General features: G+C 71.4%; 13 protein-coding genes. 4 read left to right on the top strand and 9 right to left on the bottom strand.

Annotated features, from left to right (window positions below; translation table 11 throughout):
* The first annotated feature begins 12 nt into the window (after window positions 1-12).
* Window positions 13-1,014, top strand: coding sequence for a sulfotransferase family protein (locus B0I29_RS33360; RefSeq protein ID WP_245972938.1), 1,002 nt, complete (start codon window positions 13-15; stop codon window positions 1,012-1,014).
* Between the two features lie 63 nt (window positions 1,015-1,077).
* Here the strand turns inward: B0I29_RS33360 and B0I29_RS33355 are convergent, their stop codons facing one another.
* Both B0I29_RS33355 and B0I29_RS33350 read right to left on the bottom strand, forming a co-directional pair.
* On the bottom strand, window positions 1,078-1,716 hold the full coding sequence (locus tag B0I29_RS33355; RefSeq protein ID WP_111653100.1) for a response regulator: 639 nt from the start codon (window positions 1,714-1,716) through the stop codon (window positions 1,078-1,080).
* A 64-nt stretch (window positions 1,717-1,780) separates the two neighbouring features.
* Window positions 1,781-2,938: a sensor histidine kinase gene (locus tag B0I29_RS33350; protein WP_111653136.1), complete on the bottom strand. Its 1,158-nt coding sequence runs from the start codon at window positions 2,936-2,938 to the stop codon at window positions 1,781-1,783.
* A gap of 149 nt (window positions 2,939-3,087) precedes the next feature.
* Here B0I29_RS33350 and B0I29_RS33345 point away from each other — a divergent pair, with 149 nt between their 5' ends.
* The 3 genes from B0I29_RS33345 to B0I29_RS33325 all read left to right on the top strand — a co-directional run bounded on the left by B0I29_RS33345 (window position 3,088) and on the right by B0I29_RS33325 (window position 8,967).
* The gene (locus B0I29_RS33345) at window positions 3,088-3,840 is read left to right on the top strand and encodes an ABC transporter ATP-binding protein (protein ID WP_111653099.1); all 753 of its coding nucleotides are present in this window, start codon (window positions 3,088-3,090) and stop codon (window positions 3,838-3,840) included.
* Window positions 3,837-6,419, top strand: a complete 2,583-nt coding sequence (locus B0I29_RS33340) for an ABC transporter permease (RefSeq protein WP_111653098.1) — start codon at window positions 3,837-3,839, stop codon at window positions 6,417-6,419. Before B0I29_RS33345 ends, B0I29_RS33340 begins: the two co-directional genes overlap by 4 nt.
* A gap of 190 nt (window positions 6,420-6,609) precedes the next feature.
* On the top strand, window positions 6,610-8,967 hold the full coding sequence (locus tag B0I29_RS33325) for an N-acetylmuramoyl-L-alanine amidase (protein WP_146616964.1): 2,358 nt from the start codon (window positions 6,610-6,612) through the stop codon (window positions 8,965-8,967).
* A gap of 6 nt (window positions 8,968-8,973) precedes the next feature.
* Here B0I29_RS33325 and B0I29_RS33320 read toward each other — a convergent pair whose 3' ends face one another.
* The 7 genes from B0I29_RS33320 to B0I29_RS33290 are packed head-to-tail and all read right to left on the bottom strand — an operon-like array spanning window position 8,974 to window position 17,925.
* Window positions 8,974-10,962, bottom strand: a complete 1,989-nt coding sequence (locus B0I29_RS33320; RefSeq protein WP_111653094.1) for a response regulator — start codon at window positions 10,960-10,962, stop codon at window positions 8,974-8,976.
* Window positions 10,959-12,023, bottom strand: a complete 1,065-nt coding sequence (gene cheB / locus B0I29_RS33315; protein ID WP_111653093.1) for a chemotaxis-specific protein-glutamate methyltransferase CheB — start codon at window positions 12,021-12,023, stop codon at window positions 10,959-10,961. The genes B0I29_RS33320 and cheB overlap by 4 nt, the downstream gene beginning before the upstream one ends.
* On the bottom strand, window positions 12,020-14,101 hold the full coding sequence (locus B0I29_RS33310) for a hybrid sensor histidine kinase/response regulator (RefSeq protein WP_111653092.1): 2,082 nt from the start codon (window positions 14,099-14,101) through the stop codon (window positions 12,020-12,022). The genes cheB and B0I29_RS33310 overlap by 4 nt, the downstream gene beginning before the upstream one ends.
* Window positions 14,101-15,570 carry a methyl-accepting chemotaxis protein gene (locus B0I29_RS33305; RefSeq protein ID WP_111653091.1) on the bottom strand — a complete coding sequence of 490 codons (1,470 nt, stop codon included), beginning with the start codon at window positions 15,568-15,570 and terminating at the stop codon, window positions 14,101-14,103. Before B0I29_RS33305 ends, B0I29_RS33310 begins: the two co-directional genes overlap by 1 nt.
* Window positions 15,567-16,109 carry a chemotaxis protein CheW gene (locus tag B0I29_RS33300; protein ID WP_111653135.1) on the bottom strand — a complete coding sequence of 181 codons (543 nt, stop codon included), beginning with the start codon at window positions 16,107-16,109 and terminating at the stop codon, window positions 15,567-15,569. The genes B0I29_RS33305 and B0I29_RS33300 overlap by 4 nt, the downstream gene beginning before the upstream one ends.
* Entirely contained in the window at window positions 16,106-17,482 is a 1,377-nt protein-coding gene (locus tag B0I29_RS33295; RefSeq protein WP_111653090.1) for a CheR family methyltransferase, read from the bottom strand. The genes B0I29_RS33300 and B0I29_RS33295 overlap by 4 nt, the downstream gene beginning before the upstream one ends.
* Window positions 17,479-17,925 carry a chemotaxis protein CheW gene (locus tag B0I29_RS33290; protein ID WP_245972936.1) on the bottom strand — a complete coding sequence of 149 codons (447 nt, stop codon included), beginning with the start codon at window positions 17,923-17,925 and terminating at the stop codon, window positions 17,479-17,481. Before B0I29_RS33290 ends, B0I29_RS33295 begins: the two co-directional genes overlap by 4 nt.
* Window positions 17,926-19,111 lie beyond the last annotated feature (1,186 nt).

Raw genomic sequence — 19,111 nt, 5'->3', positions numbered from 1 at the left:
GAAGGGAACTCATTGGCTCTCAATGATCGTCCGATCTTCGTGGTCGGCTGCCCACGGTCGGGCACGACGATGCTGCAACTGATGCTGCACGCGCACTCCCGGATCGCGATCCCGCCGGAGACGCGTTTCCTGCTGGCGGGTTACACGAAACGGGCCGAGTTCGGCGACCTGGCCGACGAGGCCAACCGGCGGGCGCTCGGACGCTGGATCGTGGAGTTGTCGCAGTTCGAGGATCTGGGTCTGGACGCGGCCACGGTGGTCGAGGCCGTCGTGGCGGCGCCGCCCACCCTCGGCTCGGCATTCGGCACGGTCTTCACGATGTACTCGGCGCGGTTCGGCAAGCCACGCTGGGGCGACAAGCGTCCGCTGTACCTGCGGCATCTGCCGACGATCCTGCGGCTCTTCCCGGACGCGCAGATCATCAACATCATGCGGGACGGCCGGGACTGCGTCTCGTCGCTCAAAGAGACTCCGTGGAAGCCGGCCGAGTTCGACACGATGATCGACTACTGGACGCAGTCCGCCGACTCGTCGCTGCTCGCGGCCCGGCGGTACCCGCGGGACGTGTATCACCTGGTCCGGTACGAGGATCTGGTCGCCGATCCGGAACCGCATCTGCGGACGATCTGCGAGTTCCTCGGCGAGGATTTCGAGGACGCGATGACCCGGCCGAACCAGCTGGCCTCGGTCGCCGTGCCGGAGTACAAGACCTGGCACACGATGACCCACAAGGCGCCGACCACCGAACGGGTGGCGAGCTGGAAGTCACGGCTGACCGAGGACGAGGTGCGCCTGTGCGAGACGTCGTTCGGTGAACGCCTCGCGAAGTTCGGCTATCTGCCGTCACTGCCGGTGCCGCGTAGCGCGAAGATGCGCGCCGACGCGAAGCTGATCGCCCGGCATCGACTCGGGCCGGCACGTAACGCGGCGCGGGATCTGTGGACGCAGGTCCGTAGTGGTCAGGACGAGCATCCGGTGGCGGCCCGCTTGACGAGTCGACAGCTGTCCCGTTGAGAAGGTGTTCGCGTCGACGTGAGTTGACTTGACGCCGGTCAAGTCAACTCACGTCGAGTCAACTCAACCCAGCAGGCGTCGTTCCCATGCCCACGCGGCGATCTCGACGCGGTTCCGGGTGCCGAGTTTCGCGTGGACGCTGCCCAGGTGCGTCTTCACCGTGCCGACCGAGATGAACAACTCGGTGGCGATCTCCGCGTTGGTGGCACCACGAGCGGTCAGCCGCACCACGTCCAGTTCACGCGGCGAAAGACCACCGTCCTCCGCCGGCTGCGCGGGCGTCGCGAGGTGCTTGAGCAGCCGTACGGTGACCGACGGGCTGATCAGCGCGTCCCCCGACACGGCAGCACGCACCGCCTCGACCAGCAGCGCCGGCCCGGAATCCTTCAGCAGGAACCCTGCCGCGCCGTTTCGCAGCGCCTGGTGGACGTATTCATCCAGGTCGAACGTGGTCACCACGACGATCTTCACCGGGTCGGGAACCCCCGGACCGGCCAGCAGTTTCAGCGCCTGGAGGCCGTCCATCTTCGGCATCCGGATGTCGAAGAGCGCCACGTCCGGCCGCAGCCTTCGCGCCGCCGCGACCGCCTCCACACCGTCGGCCGCCTCGCCGACGACCTCCATGTCCGGCTGAGCGCCGATGATCATGCCGAAGCCGGTACGAACCATCGCCTGGTCATCGGCGATCAAAACCCTGATCAACTTGTCACTCTTTCCCGTTCAGCGGCGGAGACCGTCACTCCCGCCAGTTCAGCGGCGGAGACCGTCACTCTCGCCAGTTCAGCGGCAGCGCCACGTCGACGACCCAGCCGCCGTCGACGCCTGGGCCGGCCGTGATCTGGCCGCCGACCGTGCGGACCCGTTCGGTCAGCCCGGCAAGACCGTACCCCGGACGATCACGCGGGCCGGCCGGACGCGGCGCAGGCCCGTCGTTCGCGACCCGTACCAGCAGCTGATGCTCGGTACGCCGCAACCACACGTCGATCGCGCCGGCGTGCGGCGCGTGCTGGCGGGCGTTGGTGAGCGCCTCCATCACCACCCGGTACGCCGAGGTCGACACCTCCACCGGCAGCCCGGCGCCGTCGTCCCCGCCGGTGTCCAGCCGGGCCGGCGCCCCACCGGCCGCGGTGAACTGCTCCACCAGCGCAGCAAGGTCACCGACCCCGGCGACCGGCGCGAGCGGCGCGTCCGGCCGTGACTCCGGGTCGCGGAGCACGCCGACCATCCGCCGCATCGACGCCATCGTCTCGGCGCCGGCCTGTTCGATCTGTTCGAGGGCGATCAGCACCCGTTTCGGATCCTGCTCGGCGATGAACCGGGCGCCCTGTGCCTGCACGACGATCCCGGTGACGTGGTGGGCGATGAAGTCGTGCAGGTCACGGGCGAACTCGGCGCGCTGCTCCGCGCGTACCGAATCAAGGACCCGGCGCCGATTCCCCTCCATGGACCGCAGGGTGACGCCGGCGCCGACGGCGCCGGCGATACCGAGCACCTGGATCAGCCCGAACGTCACATAGATGCTGGACTGGCCGGCGCGCATCGGCATCAGACCGACCGCGAGGCCGACCGCGACGCAGGCCGCGATCGCCCAGGCCGGCGGGGCATGCCGGGCCACCACGGCGGCGACCCCGAGGAAGGCCGCCGACTCGGCGAGGCCCCAGAGGCCGGGTGGGGTGCTGTCGGCGTACACCAGCAGGGTGATGAGCAGGGAAATCGCGGAGACGCCGATGGCCGCGACCGCCACCGCGCGGGAGCCGTGCCGGTGCCGGGGCAGCCAGACGGCGGCCGCGGCCATCGCGATCGCCACCTGGGCGGGCACGTACTGGCCCTCGAACCGGCCGCTGCTGAGGTCGATGACGCCGAGCAGAGCCAGTACGCCGAGGGCGGCGACCTGACCGGCACGGAGCAGGAAAACGTTGAGCATCGTGACCCAGCGTAAGCGGTGGACTGCGCGTCCCCATCGGCCGAAAGGCAGACCCGCGCCCGTGCCGAACCCGGTCCACGGGCCGATGCGGCAGCCGAACGTATCGATCAGGATCCTCATCGTCCTCATCCGGCGCATCTGGAGTTCACATGCAACCGAAGTTGGTACAGCAGCACGCGGCCGTCGCAGCCGTCGACCTGGTCAAGGTGTACGGCGCCGGCGACACCGCGGTACGCGCCCTCGACGGGGTCACGGTGGGCTTCGACCGCGGCCGGTTCACCGCGATCATGGGCCCGTCCGGGTCCGGCAAGTCGACTCTCATGCACTGCCTCGCCGGCCTGGACACCGCCACCTCGGGTCAGGTGCTGCTCGGCGACACCGACCTGACCCGCCAGCCGGACCGGGTGCTCACCAAGGCCCGCCGGGAGCGGATCGGCTTCGTCTTCCAGTCGTTCAACCTGTTGCCGCAGCTCACCGCGGCCGCCAACATCACGCTGCCGCTGGACCTGGCCGGCCTCAACCCGGACCCGGAGTTCTTCGACCGCCTCGTCACCACGCTCGGCCTGGCCGGCCGGCTCACCCACCGGCCCAGCGAACTCTCCGGCGGCCAGCAGCAGCGGGTCGCCCTGGCCCGGGCCCTGGTGTCGCGCCCGGAGGTGGTCTTCGCCGACGAGCCGACCGGCAACCTCGACTCGCGCTCCGGCGCCGAGGTGCTGCGCCTGCTCCGCGACTCGGTGCGTGACCTGGGCCAGACCATCGTGATGGTCACCCACGATCCGGGCGCCGCGGCGTACGCGGACCGGGTCGTGATGCTCGCCGACGGCCGTCTCGCCGGCGAGATCGACCGGCCGGACATCGCCTCGGTCACCGACGCGCTGCAGAGTCTGGCGGCGGGCCGATGAGGGCGATTCTGCGTACCCAGCTGGCCGGGGTGACCCGCCGCCCGGCGCGGATGCTGCTCACCGGATTGGCCGTGCTGGTCGCGTCGTTCGTCGTCTACTCGACGGTCCTCGCCCAGCAGATCACCGAGCGCAGCGTGCTGAACGGCCTCAGCGGCACCCCCGAGGCGGTCGATCTCGTGGTCCGCGGCGGCCTGATCAATAACGGTCACCTCGACCGGATCAGCAAGCTGCCCGGAGTCGCCGAGGCGACCGGGCGCACCGAGGCCGGCCTCGACGTGAATGGCGAGTATCTCGGCCTCATCGCCGACCCCGGCACCGGACCGCTCAGCGTGATCACGCTGGCCGAGGGCAAGTTCCCGGACAGCCCCGGCCAGATAGCGGTCACACCGCGCACCGTCGAACGCCTCGGCCTCACCCTCGGCTCCACCGTGAACGCGAACGCCGGCACCGGCAAGCCGGTGCCGATCACAATCGTCGGAATCGTCACCCCGCGCGACGATTTCGGCTTCCAGGGGTACGCCTCCGTGGGCACCGTGGTGAAGCTGACCGGATTCGACACCCTGAACCAGATCGACATCCGCCTCGACGGAGGGGCTGACCGGGACGCGGTGCGTGCCGAGGTGACCGCGCTGACCGGGGCTGGTTCGCCGGATTCCGCGTCACCGGACTCTTCGTCGCAGGCCGGGGCCGGGGTCGGGGACGACAACGGGCAGACGGAGGTGGCCACGGGGGCCGACGTCCGGCTGGACGAGGCCCGGGCGGCCGCCGGCGAGGTGGACCAGGTGTTCGCCGTGGTCGGCGCGTTCGTCGCGGTCGCCGTGGTGGCGGCCGGCCTGATCGCCGCGTCCACGTTCCGGATCGTCTTCGCCCAGCGGATGCGCCAGCTCGCCCTGTTGCGTGCGGTCGGCGCCGGACGATCCGCCCTGGCCCGGGCGCTGGCCACCGAGGGAATCCTCACCGGTCTGGTCGCCGGCCTGACCGGAGTGCTGGCCGCCCTCGCGGTCTGTCACGCCATCCCCCTGATCCTCGGCGCCTTCGGCTGGACGGTCTCCTCACCCGGCTTCCCGCTGCTCCCGGCGCTCGGCACGGTCGCGCTGGCCGTGGTGATCACCCTGGTGGCCGTGCTCGCCCCGGCGTTCTCCGCGGCCCGGGTCGCGCCGCTCGAAGCGCTGCGCAGCGCCGCCACGACCGGCGCGAAGACCGGCATCGGCGCCCTGCGGTGGGTCATCGGTCTGCTGTTCGCACTGCTCGCGGGCGGTGTCGCCGCCTTCGTCGCGACGAAACTGCCCGGACCTGATCCGGAGAACTACGACCCGTTGCCGATGCTGCTCGGCGTGATCGCCTCCGGTGGGCTCGCGTTCATCGCGCTGATCGCCCTCGGTCCGGTCCTGGTCCGGCCGGTCCTCGCGGTCGCCGGCTGGCCGCTGCGCCGGCTCGGGCCGGTCGGCCGGCTCGCGGTCGGCGGTGTCGGCGGCAGCGCCCGGCGAGCGGCAGCGGTCTCGGTCGTGGTCGCGCTCGGCGTCACGCTGGTGGCCGGGGTGCTGGTCGGCGGCGCGTCGATCCGTACCCTCGCCGACCGGGAACTGGCCGCGGCCGCCCCGGCGGACTTCGAACTCAGCTCGGTCGAGGGCAAGCCGCTGCCGGCCGGACTGGCCGGCCGTGCGAAGGCGAGCACCGACCTGACCAGGGTCACGCCGTATCGCCGGGTGGACGCGGTGAGGGTCGCCGCCGCCGCAGGGTCGGCCGGGGTGCTGGAAGACGTCTCGGCCACCGATCTGGCGGCCGCGGGGCTGCCGCGACTCGCTGACCTTGCCGCGGCCTCCGGCTCGATCGATGAGCTCAAGCCCGGCACGGTCGTGCTCGGCCGGTTCGTCGCGGACCTCGTCGGCCTGAGCACCGGCGACACCGTGGTGGCCTCGGCCGGCAGTAAAGAGGTACGGCTGCGGGTGGTCGCGGTGCTCTCCGACATGGCGCCGCTGCACACCGGTCTGCTCGTCGACCCGGCCGATCTGACCGCGCTCGGTGCGCCGGCCGCCGCGACCGGGATTCTTGCGGACGCGGCCCGCGAGGGCGAGGACGGGCGTACCGCCGGTCTGCGGGCGATGCGGCAGTCGTACGCCGGGCAGTCCGGGTTCCGGGTCGACGTGCTGGCCGACCAGCGGGACCAGATGAACACGGCGCTGACTGTGCTGCTGGCGATCGCCCTGGTCCTGATCGGGCTGACCGTGCTGATCGCTGTCGTCGGCGTCGGCGCGACCACCGCGCTGTCAGTGGTCGAACGGGTCCGCGAATCCGGTCTGCTCCGCGCGGTCGGCATGTCCCGTGGCGGACTCCGGACCATGCTGACCACCGAATCCGCACTGTACGGCGTGATCGGCTCGGCTCTCGGGATCGTGCTCGGTATCCCGTACGCATGGCTTGCCGTCCTGGCGACCGGGGTGAACGCGCCGCTCGCCCTGCCGGTGTGGCAATTGGCCGCGGTGTTTGTCGCCCTGGTGGCGCTGACCGCGCTGGCCGGTGTGTTGCCGGCCCGCAGGGCCGCACGAGTGAGCCCGGTGAACGCCCTCGGCAGTGAGTGATGCACAGGCTGGATGCGGTCAACGTGACCACGTCATGACGTGACGCGACGACTTGAGTTGACTTGATATCGAGTCAACTCAAGTCGCGTTAATTCCAGTCGTCACAGTCGATCCGGGCACATGGTCGTGCGGACGATCCGGTAGCGTTCACGCCCGCAAGATCTTCGATCGACCAAGGGGACCGGGTTTGATGAATCGACGTCTGGCCATCGGTGTGGGTGCCGCGGCCGCTGTGCTCGCTGCCGGCGGGGGAGTAGCCGTGCTGGCCTGGCCGGACAGCGCCGACCCGACGGTCGTGGCGGAGACGGTCACCGTGCTGCCGCCCGACCCGGCCGCCGAGCAGCCGGAGATCAAGACAGATCTGAACACGGTCGAGATCGCCGCGTCGTCCGGCGGCGGCGACGTGGACGTGCCGGAGCGCGAGACCAAGCGGTTCAGCCTGCTCGGCATCACCTGGTCGGACCCGGTGGCCGCGCCGGACGGCACCATCGAGGTCCGCACCCGCAGCGTGAAGACCGGCGAGTGGACCGGCTGGCAGAGCCTGGAGCGTTCGGACATCGGACCGGACGGCGCCGAGGCCGCCGACACCGCGCGACGCGGCGGGACCGAGCCGCTCTGGGTCGGCGCGTCCGACGGCGTGGCGGCCCGGATCGCCGGCGCCGGCAGCGGCCTGCCGAAGGGCCTGCGCCTCGACCTGATCGACCCGGGCACCGAAACCGGCGGCCAGGGCGCCGGCAGCGCAGAAGAAAGCAGCACCGGAACAGGCGGTCAGGGCGGCGGCGTCGCGGTGACCGAGAGCGCGTCGCCCGACCCGTCCGCGAGCACGGCGGTGAGCGAGGCTCCGACCGAGGAAGCCACCACCACCGCGCCGACGACCGCGACGACCACCACGGCCCCGGCCGCCACGGCGGCCACGACCACCCCGGCGGTGACCACGACGACCACCGCGCCGGCGACCACCACCGTGCCGGCGCCGGCCAAGACCACCACGGCCGCGACGACCGCACCGACCACCGCGCCGACCACCTCACCGGTGCCGACGTCGACAGTGCCGGTCAAGGCGCAGTTCCCGGCGTACGTGAACCGCAAGGGCTGGAGCGCCGACGAGACCATCGTGAAGTCGATCTCGATCGGCACCGAGGTCAAGGCGCTCTGGGTGCACCACACCGCGACCACCAACGATTACGCGTGCTCGGAGTCGGCGGCGATCGTCCGGAGCATCCAGACGTACCACGTGAAGAGCAACGGCTGGTCGGACATCGGGTACAACTACCTGCTGGACAAGTGCGGCAAGCTGTTCGAGGGCCGTAAGGGCGGTGTCGAGACCCCGGTCGTCGGCGCGCACACGCAGGGCTTCAACACGAACTACGCCGCCATCTCGGTGATCGGCAACTTCGAGACCGCCGCCTCCAACTCCACGATCGAGAAGGTGATCGGCCAGGTCGCCGCGGCCCGCCTCGGTAAGTACAACTACAACCCGACCAGCAGCGTCACGGTGACCGCCGGCTCTGCGAACGGCAAGTACGCGGCCGGCGCCAAGGTCACCATCCAGCGCGTCTCCGGTCACCGCGACGCCGACGCGACCGCCTGCCCCGGCAAGAACCTGTACGCGCGGCTGCCCGCCATCCGGGCCCTCTCGGTCGAGCAGATCACCGGCCTGGCGCTGAAGGCGCCGACCGGCGGTGCCGCGTCCGGTGGCGTCTACTACGTGAAGAAGAACGTCGGCCTGTCCTGGTCGGTGACCACGCCGACCGCGAAGATCGCCCGCTTCGAGATCTACGTCGACAGCAAGCGGTTCAGCATGCCGGCCGCGAGCGCCCGCTCGGCGACGCTGAGCCTGGCCGCCGGCAAGCACAGCATCGTGGTCCGGGCCGTGCATGTCTCCGGCAGCCACGCCCAGGTCGGCACCACGGTCTTCGGCGACGTCACCGCGCCGGCGTGGACCGCGGGGATGGCGGTCAACCTGCGGACCGGTACGTACAGCGCCACCTCGGCGCCGGTCACGCTGACTCTGTCGGCGAAGGACAACGCGGCGTTCGCCGGGTTCACCGTGACGAAGCCGCGCTCGGCCGCGCTCGGCGCGTCCGCCAAGAGCTGGAGCACCACGGTCAAGCCGGGCACCACGGTCTACACCGTGACCGCCCGGGACGTCGCCGGCAACGCCCGGGGCGCGCAGATCAGCCGCAAGGTGTCGCTGCTCGCGGAGACGTCGGCGAAGAAGACCGGCACGTGGACGACCGTGAAGAACTCCGCGCACCTGAAGGGCAAGGCGCTCTCCGCGTCGGCCAAGGGCCGGAAGCTGACCTGGACGTTCACCGGGCGTACCGCGGCGCTGCTGTTCACCAAGACCGCCAAGTCCGGCAAGGTGGCGATCTACGTCGACGGCAAGAAGGTCAGCACGGTGGACCTGAAGTCGAGCAAGAACGCGTACCGGCAGGCGGTCTGGACCCGGAACCTGTCCAGCGGGAAGCACAAGATCATGATCGAGGTGCTCGGCACCTCGGGCCGGCCGGCCGTGATCTCCGACGGTCTGGTCTACGGAAACTAGGACCCCTCATCCGGAGCGGCGCGGATTTCCGCGTCGCTCCGGCCCGTTGTGCTCCGTGGTCGCCGGCAGGGTGAACCAGAACGTCGCACCCTTGCCCTCGGAGCTCTCCGCCCCGATCTCCCCGCCGTGCCGCTCCACCGCCCGGTGCACGGTGGTCAGCCCGATGCCGGTGCCCGGGAAGTCCCGGGCGTCGTGCAGCCGGGCGAACGGCCGGAACAGCTGACCGGCCTGATCGGCCGGGAAACCGGCGCCGTTGTCCCGGACGTAGAACCGGTCGCCGGCGCCGCTGATCTCGATCACCGGGTGCTCGACCTTGCGGGTGAACTTGACCGCGTTGTTGATCAGGTTCTCCAGGATCACCCGGGCCAGGCCCTCGTCGCCGTCGGCGGTCATCCCCTCGGTCACCACGTACTCGACGATCCGGTTCGGGTCGCGGGCGGCCACGTCGCTGATCACCTGCCGGATCGTGGTGGTCATGTCGAACGTCTCCCGGCGCAGCTCGCCCCGGCTGGCCCGGGCCAGGATCAGCAGCGACTCGACCAGGTCGGCCATCCGCAGCGCGGCCGCGTGGATCCGGCTGATCCGGTGCCGGGTCTGCTCGCCGAGCTCCTCGCCGTCCTCCTCGTCGAGGACGTGCTCGGCGAAACTGCTGATCACCTGCAGCGGTCCGCGCAGGTCGTGCGAGACCGATCCGGAGAACGCCTCCAGCTCCCGGTTGCGCCACTCCAGCTCCTCGACGAGCGCGGCGCGCGTCTCGGCGAGGTGCCGGGCCGAGCGTTCCTCGGCGGCGTCCAGCTCACGCCGCATCAGCTCCTCGCGGATCCGCCGGGACTCGTCGTGCGACTGCTTGCGGCGTATCTGCGCCCGGACGTGGATGCGCAGCCCGTCCGGCACGTCGCTGTCGCGGACGTAGTCGTCGGCGCCGGCGGCGAGGCAGTCGAGCATCCGCTCCTCCTCGCCCGTCATGATCATCGGCAACTCGCCGACCCGCGGCACCTCACGGACCCGCCGGCAGCTCTCGGTGGCCCGCTCCAGGTCGTCGTCGAGGCCCAGCACGATGCAGTCGACCGGCTGGGCGGCCAGCAGGTCCAGCGCGTCGTCGATGTCGGTGGCCTGCACGATGTCGTACGCCTCGGTGCGCAGCGCCTCCGACCACAGGTCCAGGTCGTCGCGGTGCGGGCTGATCGTCAGTACCTTGCCCGGGCCGTGCAGGCTGCCGATCGACTCGATCGGCAGCTGTTCGGCGCTCTGCCGCAGCACTGCCGCCAGCTTCGCGAGCACCACGGCCAGGTTCTGCTGCTTGCGGACGAAGGCGTCGGCGCCCGCGTCCAGCATCTGCATCTCGGTGGCGTAGTCGTCGGCGGCGGTCATCAGGATGCACGGGGTGTCCCGCAGCCCCGGGTCGAGGCGGATCCGCCGGATCACGGTGGCGCCGTCGATGCCCGGCATCACGCCGTCCACGATCACCGCGTGCGGCCGGCGATCGGCCGCCATCCGCAGCCCCTCCTCGCCGCTGGCGGCGGTCAGAACGCCGTACCCCTCGGGTTCGAGAAGCTCGCGCAACTTCTCGCGGAAGGTCACGCTGTCGTCGATGACCAGCACATTGGTACGGTCGGTGGCCTCACCGTCCGGCGCTTCGCCGAGTAACTGCCGGGTACGCGCGACCACATACCCCGCGTCATAGGGCTTCCCCACGTACTCGTCGGCCCCGGTGCGCAGCCCCGCCAGCCGATCGGCCACCTCGCTCTCACTGGAGAGCAGCATGGTGACCACCTCGGCGTGCGTGCCGCGCAGCTCGGTGAGCAGTTCGAGCCCGTCCGCGTCGGGCAGGATCACGTCGAGCACCGCCGCGTCGAACTCCGCCGACGCGAACGCGGCCCGTGCCTCGGCCCCGGTCGCGCAGAGGATGGTGGTGAAGCCGTCGTCGGTGAACGCGTCGTTCAGGTCCATCCGCACGGTGAGGCTGTCATCGACGATCAGCACGGTCGGTGTCATCGCCGGGCCGCCGCGGGGTGCAGTTCGGCGATCCGGGCGGCCATCCGCCCGGGCGGCAGGACGTACGCGGCCGCACCCAGCAGAGCCGCTTCCCGGGGCATGCCGTAAACGATGCAGCTCCCCTCGTCCTGGGCGAACGTGACCGCGCCCTTGCCCCGCATCTGCAGCAGCCCGGCCGCGCCGTCCCGGCCCATCCCGGTGAGCAGGCAGCCGGCCGCCGTCGGGCCGAACTCGGCCGCCACCGACTCGAACAGCACGTCGACGGCGGGCCGGCAGGAGTGCCGCGGCGGGCCGTCGCTGAGGCGCAGCAGCTTGTCGCGGACGTAGAGGTGCCGGTCCGGGGGAGCGAGCAGCACCTGTCCGCCGACCCGGCTCACCGGGGTGCCGTCGGTCGCGTACCGCACGTTGCGGCCGGTCTGCCCGCCGAGCCAGTCGGAGAACGCGACGGCGAACTGCTCGCTGGCCGCGATGTGCTGCACCACCAGCACCGGGGTGACGAAGTTCGGCGGCAGCTCGCGCAGCAGCTCGGTGAGCGCGCCCGGCCCGCCGGTGGACGCGCCGACCGCGACGACGCTCAGCGCCGGCGAGGCGACCGGCGCGACCGGCGGTGGCGGCGCCGCCGGAGCGGTACGCGCCCGCCCGCCGAGCCGCGCCCGCGGATGGGTGATCACCCGGATCCGGGAGACGATCCGCAGCGTCGACCGCAGCCGGTGCCCCCAGTCGGCGTCCGAGTCGTCCCCGCGCGGCTTCTCCATCACGTCGACGGCGCCGGCGGCGAGGGCGTTGTACGTGCTGAACAGCTCCTGCCGGTCCGCCGACGAGACGACGAGGATCGGTATCGGATGCTCGGCCATGATGTGCTCGGTGGCGGCCAGACCGCTGATGCCGGGCAGCATCATGTCCATCGTGATGACGTCCGGGCGCAGCCGGCCGGCCAGCTCGACGGCCTGCTCGCCGTCCCCGGCCTCCCCGACCACCTGCAGGTCCGGGTCGGGTGCGAGCGCCTCCCGCAGGTGGTGGCGCATCGTGATGGAGTCCTCGACGATCAGAACCCGGATCATGAGCGCACCACCAAGCGCCGGATGTGTGCCAACAGATCCTCCTGGTCGAACTCGCCCTTGACCACGTACGCGTCGGCGCCGACCGCCTTGCCGCGATCCCGGTCCGCGGCGCTCGCCCGCGAACTGACCAGGACACAGGGCGTGGTGGACAGTTTCGGATCGGCCCGGATCCGCTCGACCAGCGTGAAGCCGTCGATGCCGGGCATGTCGATGTCGCTGAGGATCAGGCCGAACCCTCCGCCGCGGGCCTTCTCCAGGCCCTCCTCACCGGACGCGGCGAGCTGGACCTCGTACCCGGCGGACTCCAGGATGCTGCGCTCCAGCATCCGGGTGGTCAGCGAGTCGTCCACGACCAGGACCGGGAGTGGCTCGGCGGTGGACGCGGACGCCGACCGGGCGCCCGGACCGTGGCCGCGCAGCACGGCGGCGGCCAGCCCTTCCGGGTCCAGCACGAGCCGGGGCCGCCCGTCCGCCTCGACCGAGACGCTGCTGATCACCGCCGACGCGGGTGCGAGCTCCGGCAGCGGGCGGGCGACCAGGGCGGACGTGCCCAGGAGACGATCCACGCCGATCGCGAACATGCCGGCCGAGCAGTCCACCACGATGGCCGCTCCGGTGCCGGCCGCGTCGGGAACCGTGTCGCCGGTGTACAGGACCTCGGCCAGGGGGAGGAACGGGGCTGCGCTTCCGTCGTACAGAATCCGGCCGCTGGAGGCGGCAGTGGCTGCCTCCGCGGCACTCAGCCGGAGGCATCCGCGCACCGCGTCCAAGGGGACCGTCGCGCTGGAGCCGCCGGCCTCGACGATCAGGCCGGTCATGCTCAGCAGGGTGAGCGGGATGATCAGCTCGACCGTGGCGCCTTCGCCCGGCGTGCTGCGGACCCGCACCTCGCCGTGCAGCTGCGCGGCCACCTCGCGGACCGCGTCCATGCCGATGCCGCGCCCGGACACCTCGGTGACCTTCGTGGTCGTGCTGATCCCGCCGTGCATGACGAGATCGACCATCTCCTGGTCACCGGCGGTGCCGGGGCCGAGCAGGCCCCGCTCCCGGGCGGTACGCCGCAACGCGTCCAGATCGAAGCCACGCCCGTCGTCGAGGCACCGGAAGATCGCGAACCGGCCGCGCCGCTCCACCTCCAGGGTGATTGTCCCCTCGGCCGGCTTGCCCGCGCCGAGCCGCTGGGCCTCCGGCTCGATGCCGTGCACGACCGCGTTGCGCACCACGTGCAGGAACGCCCCGCTGACCGGGCCGAGCAGGTGCACACCCATCCGGATGTCGCCGCCGCGCGACTCGAACCGCACCTTGCGGCCTTCGGCGTCGGCGGCGTCGCGGACCGCCCGGCGCAGCGTGGTGAAGATGCTGCCGGCCGGGACCAGCCGCAGCCCTTCGGCCTTGCCACGGACATCGTCGAGCTCACGTTCGATCTGGTCGACGGCGTCGGTGAAGCGGCGTCCGGCCGTACCCAGCTCACCGGCGAGCCGGACAGCCGCGGCGCGCACCGCGCCGGGCGTACCGGTGCGCAGCTGGTCGGAGAGGGCCTCGGCGGCGCGGTGCAGGCGTTCGATGGTGCCGCAGCCGTCGCGCAGCGGGGTCATCTGGGCGTTGGCCTCGCCGATCGCGTCCAGCAGCTCGTCGAGATCGCTGGTCGAGGCCCGGGTGGGCGCGGGGATCTCCGCCGGTTCGTCGGTCTTTCTTTCCGGCGGAGGCGAGGGCGCCGACTCTGAAACGGGCGCAGGCGCAGGCGCGGGAGCGGGCTCCGCCGCCTGCGGCGCCTCCATCTGTACGACTTGAGCTGATATTTCGTCATTCAGCCGAAGAAGTTCCCGCATCTCCTCCGACGCCAGCGGAGCATCCCCGGATCGGTACGGAACCAGGATCTCCTCGAACGCGTGCGCGAAGTCCGCGATCTCCTTCTGCTTCACCACCCGTGCCGCGCCCTTGAGCGTGTGCGCGGCACGCAGCAGCCGCCCGACCGGTTCCGGCCCGGGCCGCTGATCCAGGTCCAGCACACCGGCGCTGATCTGGTCGACCAGCTCCCGTGCCTCGAGCCGGAAGTAGCGGAGGGGATCGCGGCCCATCAGTGCTTACCGGAACCCACGAGTTCCAGCAGCTCACCGGAGAGCGCGGTCAGATGCGCGGCGGTCTGCTTGGTCTGCACGGCGCTCGACTCGGTCTCCCGTGACACCCGGGCCGTGTCGCCGGCCGCCACGTTGACCTGCTCCACCGCGGTGGTCTGCTGCTTCGTGGAGAGCTCGATCTCCCGGGTCGCATCGTTCGTGGTGGATGCCAGCTTCACGATCTCCCGGAACGAGTTGGTGGCCTCGTTGAACTGCCGTGCCCCCGAGTCCACCGCCTTGGCCCCGATCTCGGTCGCCATCACCGTGGTGTTGACCGCGCCCCGGACGTCCTCGATCAGCGCCCGGATCTCCTTGGCCGACGCCGCGGTGCGGTCCGCCAGCTTGCGGATCTCCTCGGCCACCACGGCGAACCGCCGGCCCCACTCGCCGGCGCCGCTCGCCTCGATGGTCGCGTTGATCGCCAGGATGTTCGTCTGCTCGGCCAGCTCGGACACCAGGTCGACGACCGAGCCGATCTGCTGCGACTTCTCGCCGAGCGCCAGCATGTGCTGCACGATCTGGTCCACCTGGGTACGGATCGCCGTCATCGACGCCCGGGTCTGATCAATGGTCGAGTCGCCGGCCCGGGCCGCCGCCTCGGTGTCCTCGGCGATCTGCGAGACCCGCTGCGCGGACTCCGCGATCTGCCGCGAGGTGATCAGCAGCTCGCTGATCGTCGTGGTGATCTCGCTCATCGCACTGGCCTGGTCACGGCCGCCGTTGACCTGCTGCGCGGCGGCCGCCTCCAGCTGCGCCGACGAGCTCTGGATGTGGCCGACAGCGGCGCCCACCTCGCGGCGCAGGTCTCGGCTCAGCCGCCAGGCGACAGCGACCGCGCAGGCGGTGGCGAGCGCGCCCAGCCCGAGGATCACGGCGATCGCCAGGGCGGCGCGGGACGTCGACTCCTCGCGGTTGCCCTCGACGTCGGCCTTGACCCGGGCGATCAGGCTTGCCAGCTCGCTCTGCATGGTCTGGCGCAGCGGTTTCGCCTGGCCGTCGTTCATCTTCCTGATCTCTTCGATGGTGGCGCCGGCCCCTCGCTGGGCCATCACCTTGGAGATCGCGTCGTTGTAGCCCTGCTCGGCGTCCTCGATGCGTTCCAGGGTCGCCAGGCTGGTGGTGTCCTCCAGAGACCCACGCAGGTCGGTGACCTGCTTCTGGAAGGCGACACGATCGGCGGCGGCCGCGTCGGAGTACTCGTCGGTGACGTTCAGCAGGTATCCGCGGATGTCGGCGAGCCGGGTCTCGAAGAGCCGGCCCAGCGCCTCCGCCCCGGCGAGGTTCGTGGTCGCCGCCGCGATCACCCGGTCCTTCGAGTCGACCACGAACTTCAGGCCGCCGACGGCGACAGCGATCGACAGCAGGGTGAAGACGACGGTGACGGCGATGCCGGCCGCCAGCTTCCGGCCGTAGGTGTGTCCGGCCATCATGAGGACTCCTCGGGGACGGGCTGGTGTCCGGCCAGCTGATGTACGAGAGCGCGGGTTGCCGGCACGTCCACGATCGGCCGGTTGCCGTCGGGCAGGCGTACCAGGCCTTTCAGGTACGCGTGCGGCCCGGCGTCGCCGATCGAACCCTCGACCACGTCGGTGATCGGGACCTGCATGTGGTGGTCGAGCTGATGGAACGCCAGGGCGAGCGGTGGCGACCCGGTGGTGAGGACCAGCCAGCGGGGCCGCTCCGGGATCGGGTGGCCGAGCAGGGCGGCAAGGTCGTAGACGGGCACCACGGTCCCGGCGAACCCGGCGACACCGAGCAGCGCCGGCACCGGGGTGGGCAGGGCGGTCACCGGCCGGTCGGGGTGCACTCCGGAGGCCTGGGAGAGGCGTAGCGCGTACGGGCGGCCGCCCACCCCGATCGCCAGCAGCTCCACGCTGGCCGCGCCGAGGGTCCGGGCCGGCTCGGCGAACGAGCGGTCGAAGTCCGCGCGCAGCGTGCACACCCGGTCCGCGACCGAGGGCCCGCTCACCGCCGCACCCCGCAGGCCTCCAGCTCGGTACGGCACAGCGTGGTCAGCGCCAGCCGTCCGAATCCGCCACCGAACAGCACGATCCGCTCCTCTTCCTCACGGGCCAGCAATTCCAGGGCGGGCTCCAGGTGGGACACCGCGCCCCGATCGTCGCCACGGCGCCGGAACAGCAGGCCGAGCCGCAACCGGGGCATCGCGAACGTCGCGTCCAGATAGGCGGCCAGCCGGTACTGCCCGGCCGCCTGGTCGGCGCAGTCCAGCTCGTGGCAGACGCCGAGCAGCTGATGGGCGTCCGGATGCGGCCCGCCGACGTCCATCAGCCGGTGCGCGGTGTCGCGAGCCTCGTCCAGCCGCCCGGACTGGGCGAGCAGCACACCGCGCAGCAGCAGATCCTTGGTCTCGGTGGTGTCGCCGAGCAGGTCGAGCGCCTCGGCGAACCGGTCGTCGCGCAGCAGCCCGAGCGCGCGCGGATAAACGTCGTCCTCGACCACCGGGGCAGGCGCTTCGACCCGGCGGGGCGACAGCGGGGGAGGGGTCGTCTTCGCCGGTGAGGTGGACGACGTGCGCCGGTAGTACACCGTCCCGCCGTCGTGACCCACCTCGAGACCGTCCGGGCTGCTGCCCAGCGAGTCGGTGTGCCCCAGGAAGAGATAACCGCCGGGAGCCAGCGACGAGGTCAGATGCTGGATCAGCCGGGCCTGCACGGCCGGGGTGAGATACATCAGCACGTTCCGGCAGAAGATCACGTCGTACCGGCCCGGATGCCACAGCTGCGGCGCCTCCTCGGCCAGGTTCTGCTCGACGAACTGGACCACGGCGGTGACCTCGGGCACCACCCGGAAGTTGTCGCCCTCCGGCCGGAACCACCGCTGCTGCATGTCCTCCGGCGTCTCCCGCAGCGACCACGCCGAGTACGTCGCGCCGCGCGCCTTGGCGAGCACCCGCCGGTTCGCGTCCACCCCGGTGACCGAAACGATCCAATCGTTGCCCGGCCGGGCCCGGTACGCCTCGATCGCGAGCGAGTACGCCTCCTCACCCGACGAACACGCCACCGAGATGAGCCGCAGCACCCGCTGACCCTCCCGCTCCGCGATCCGCTCGGGAATGGCCTGGTCGCGCAGGATCCGGAACTGGTCACCGTGCCGGAAGAAGTAGGTCTCGGTGATGCTGAGCGCGTCGGCGAGCTCCGCGGTCTCGGCCTCCCAGCCGGGCTTCGCGAGCTGGTTGAGGTAATCGCGCGGGTTCATCTGGTGCGCCGCGGCCCGTGCCGACAGCACCTCGGTGGTCTGCGTACCGTCCTGATCGGTCGGCGTCCACCCGAGCCGCCGTTGCAGCAGCTCCCAGAACCGGCTCAGATCACTGGCCCGGATCATGCGACGGCCCCCGTACCGGCAGCGGCCTCCCACACGTCGTCCGGCACCGTCCGGATCCCCCGGAGCAGCAGCAACGGATCAGTCCCGATCCGCCCCACCCCGGAGATCAACGCCCGCGACACCACACCGCTCAGCGCGGCGGACGGCCCCTCAGGCGGTTCGACATCGATGTCCCGCACACCCAGCACCGGCCCGGTAGCGCACGCGACAACACCCCGCCCAGCCCGAACCGCAACATACCGGTGAATTTCCCCGACTTCCCCGGTGAGCAGCCGCGTAACATCGATGACCGGCGAGGGCATCCCGCGCAAAATGGTCAGCCCCTGAACATAGGGCGGCGTCCCGGCGAGCGGCCGGGTCTGCAAAGGCCGCATCGTCTCCACCACCTCTTCCAGGGGAAACGCACAGAAAAGCGGCCCGGCCTGAAAGACCAGAGCGATCACCCGAGCGCCGACCGCTGCCTCCCCCACAGGGTCAGGCTAGCGACCAGATCGCGCGCTTTCGCGAGCTTCGCTCGCTTTGCCCCTTCCCGCAAACCCCGACGTTTCCCCAGCTGAAACCCGGGTACCCGGCTCCGGCCCCACACCCACGCCCGCGCCGCCCACCTCACCCTCCCCGCGCGCCCCACCTCACCCTCCCCGCGCGCCCCACCTCACCCTCCCCGCGCGCCCCACCCATGCGATCCCCCAACCCCACCAGCCCGGGTACGCCCAAAGCCCCCAAAGCCCCCAAGCCCCGCCCCGCCCTTTCCTGGCCCACGCCCGCCACGACGCCCACCCGCCCGAGCAAGCACCCGAGCGGCCGGCCGGCCGGGCGGGCAGTCGAGCGAGCGGGCAGCCGAGCGAGCGGGCAGCCGAGCAGGCAGGCGAGTGGGCAGCCGGCCGAGTGGGCAGCCGGCCGAGTGGGCAGCCGGCCGAGTGGGCAGCCGCCCGAGCGGACGGGCAGCCGAGCGAGCAGGCAGCCGAGCAGGCAGGCGAGCAGGCAGGCGAGCAGGCAGCCGCCCGAGCGGACGGGTAGCCGAGCGAGCACGCGCCTGAGCGAGCGCGCGGGCAGGTGAGCGGGCGGGCGCGGGCGACCCAACAGCCGGAGGTGTTCTGTCGAGGTAGGGCTTGTCGCCGCGGGGGTGAGCCGTAGCTCAGATAGGTCATCGGGGCTGATGACCTATCTGAGCTACGGCTCACCCAGTGGTTGGCTCGCCCAGTGGTCGGCCCGCGCCGGCGACCGTGTTTGGTCCGCCAGGCGGGGCCGAGTGCGTCACGCCGTGAGCACCCCTCCGCGCCCGGTGTGTGTCGAGTTGAGGTGCGTATCAAACCCGTAATCGACACACGGCAGGCAGTTCGCGGGGTGCGTGTCGATTTTGGGTGCGTATCGAACCCGAAGTCGACACACCGGCCCTGGCCTGCGCGATCTTGGGCCGCCGTTCCCGTCAGGGTGTGGTTCGGGGCCCACGATCGCCGCGAGGATCCGGGGCGGAAAGGCGATCAAGACCGAGCGTCCACTGCCAGCGGTATTTCCATCAACCAGCAGGGTCAGCGCTGACAACCAGCCGGACCAGCCGGATGTGGGCGTAGGCCAGGTCGCACGTAACACCATCGTGTGCCCCGATCTACGCCCTGGCCGTGATGAAGT

Origin of the sequence: Actinoplanes lutulentus, from assembly GCF_003259845.1 — a bacterium.
Taxonomy (GTDB): Bacteria; Actinomycetota; Actinomycetes; order Mycobacteriales; family Micromonosporaceae; genus Actinoplanes; species Actinoplanes lutulentus.
This window is presented reverse-complemented; position numbering and strand designations above follow the sequence as displayed.

Excerpts from the sequence above, each read along its gene's own strand:
- B0I29_RS33350 (WP_111653136.1), bottom strand. The coding sequence starts at position 2,938 with ATGCTCAACGTTTTCCTGCTCCGTGCCGGTCAGGTCGCCGCCCTCGGC.
- B0I29_RS33345 (WP_111653099.1), top strand. The coding sequence starts at position 3,088 with ATGCAACCGAAGTTGGTACAGCAGCACGCGGCCGTCGCAGCCGTCGAC.
- B0I29_RS33340 (WP_111653098.1), top strand. The coding sequence starts at position 3,837 with ATGAGGGCGATTCTGCGTACCCAGCTGGCCGGGGTGACCCGCCGCCCG.
- B0I29_RS33325 (WP_146616964.1), top strand. The coding sequence starts at position 6,610 with ATGAATCGACGTCTGGCCATCGGTGTGGGTGCCGCGGCCGCTGTGCTC.
- B0I29_RS33320 (WP_111653094.1), bottom strand. The coding sequence starts at position 10,962 with ATGACACCGACCGTGCTGATCGTCGATGACAGCCTCACCGTGCGGATG.
- cheB (WP_111653093.1), bottom strand. The coding sequence starts at position 12,023 with ATGATCCGGGTTCTGATCGTCGAGGACTCCATCACGATGCGCCACCAC.
- B0I29_RS33310 (WP_111653092.1), bottom strand. The coding sequence starts at position 14,101 with ATGGGCCGCGATCCCCTCCGCTACTTCCGGCTCGAGGCACGGGAGCTG.
- B0I29_RS33305 (WP_111653091.1), bottom strand. The coding sequence starts at position 15,570 with ATGATGGCCGGACACACCTACGGCCGGAAGCTGGCGGCCGGCATCGCC.
- B0I29_RS33295 (WP_111653090.1), bottom strand. The coding sequence starts at position 17,482 with ATGATCCGGGCCAGTGATCTGAGCCGGTTCTGGGAGCTGCTGCAACGG.